Annotated in this window: 1 protein-coding gene; it reads left to right on the forward strand. The window is 62.1% G+C overall.

Annotated elements, in window-relative coordinates; all coding sequences use genetic code 11:
• Positions 1-83 precede the first annotated feature (83 nt).
• Complete coding sequence (locus FSO04_RS45685) at positions 84-1,235, forward strand: IS110 family RNA-guided transposase (RefSeq protein ID WP_154567995.1); 1,152 nt, start codon at positions 84-86, stop codon at positions 1,233-1,235.
• The last annotated feature ends 416 nt before the right edge of the window (positions 1,236-1,651 follow it).

The raw sequence follows: 1,651 nt of genomic DNA on the forward strand, positions 1-1,651 counted from the left end.
CTAGATACTATGTGGGCAGCACGAATAAAGCCTCAGGTGTAAAACGGGAGCCACAAACCCCGTTTTCCAGGAGGAGTACGCAAATGAATGCGCCTCGCACGGCCCTTCACGGGCAGGTTACAACCATCACCGGATCGCTGTATGTCGCCTTTGAGCTGGGTGACAGGAGCTGGAAGCTCTCGCTGGGCGATGGGGTCCGGGCACCGAGCCGCTGCACAGTGGCCGCCGGCGATACGGCCGCAGTTTTCACGGCGATTGCGAAGGCCAAGGTGCGCTGTCATCTGGCCGCCGATGCTCCGGTGCGCAGCTGTTATGAAGCAGGGCGCGACGGCTTCTGGCTGCACCGCTGCCTGGAAGCACATCAGATCACGAACCTGGTGGTGGATTCAGCCAGTATCGAAGTGAACCGGCGTAGACGCCGCGCCAAGACCGACCGTCTCGACAGCGATAAGCTGCTGTCGATGCTGATGCGTTACTACGCTGGTGAACGCCGGGTGTGGGCGGTCGCGCGCATCCCGACTCCCGAACAGGAAGATGAGCGGCGGGTACACCGTGAGCTCGATCGCCTGCGCCAGGAGCGCACTGCCCATAGCAACCGCATCCGCTCGCTGCTGGTACTCCACAACCTGCGGCCCGAGCGAATCGGTGGCCGCGCGTGGGCGCATTGGTGGGCGCAGCACACCACGCAGCTGTTGCCAGCCCTGCGCGCCGAGATCGAACGCGAATGTGAGCGGCTGTCGCTCGCTGCCCGGCAGATCAGGACGCTCGAGTCACTGCAGCAGCATGAGGTTCGCAGCGGCGCGCAACCGGCGATTGCGCGGCTAGCGCGCCTTGCGGGTATCGGCACCGGCAGTGCCTGGGTCCTGGTCAGGGAACTGTTCGGCTGGCGACAGTTTCACAACCGCCGCGAAGTGGCTGGCTGCCTGGGCCTGGCCCCGACGCCCTATGCCAGCGGTACCAGTGAAGTTGAGCAGGGCATCAGCAAGATCGGCAACAAGCGAGCCCGATGGTTGATGGTGGAACTGGCGTGGAGCTGGTTGCGCTTCCAGCGCAGCAGCCAGCTAAGCGACTGGTTCAACGTGCGCTTTGCAGGCGGCGGCAAACGTATGCGACGCATCGGCATTGTGGCACTTGCCAGACGTCTGTCGGTCGCGCTATGGCGCTATCTTGAATTCGGCGAGATTCCCCTCGGGGCAACCCTCAAGCCGCCTGCAAACAAGGTGACGGCGACCTGAACAGCTAACGTCGAGCGGCAACAGCGTTTGAAGGTTTGGCGCGCCCGGACAGTAAGAGGGTTACCTTCCGAGGTAACCGTAGTTCTAGATGGGGCGCGTCCGTAAGGGGTGGTTCCAGCGCCTTGCGCATGCGGTATGTGGTGACCGGTCTGGTGACCGGCACGGATAGAAGTTGGTCCGGTCAACTGTCCGGACTTCAGACACCCCGACCTCACTGCTGTTCTCGCTTGATATGGAGGAATGCAAAACATCTGAACGGGCAGGTTATCCACCGCCGACCAGCGTCGTGGTCGTGACAGGCGACCCGCCGGCCGGCCGTGGATAACCTGTCACGCTCTCGAATGGGAGATAACTGACAGAAAGATGGATCGCGAAAAGGGCTTGACTTCCATTGCCCCATAGAAGTCTTACTGTGT

It is taken from the genome of Paraburkholderia madseniana, assembly GCF_009690905.1.
Classification (GTDB): domain Bacteria; phylum Pseudomonadota; class Gammaproteobacteria; order Burkholderiales; family Burkholderiaceae; genus Paraburkholderia; species Paraburkholderia madseniana.

Bases quoted from the DNA above. Each gene is read 5' to 3' on its own strand.
- FSO04_RS45685 (WP_154567995.1), top strand. From the start codon at position 84: ATGAATGCGCCTCGCACGGCCCTTCACGGGCAGGTTACAACCATCACC.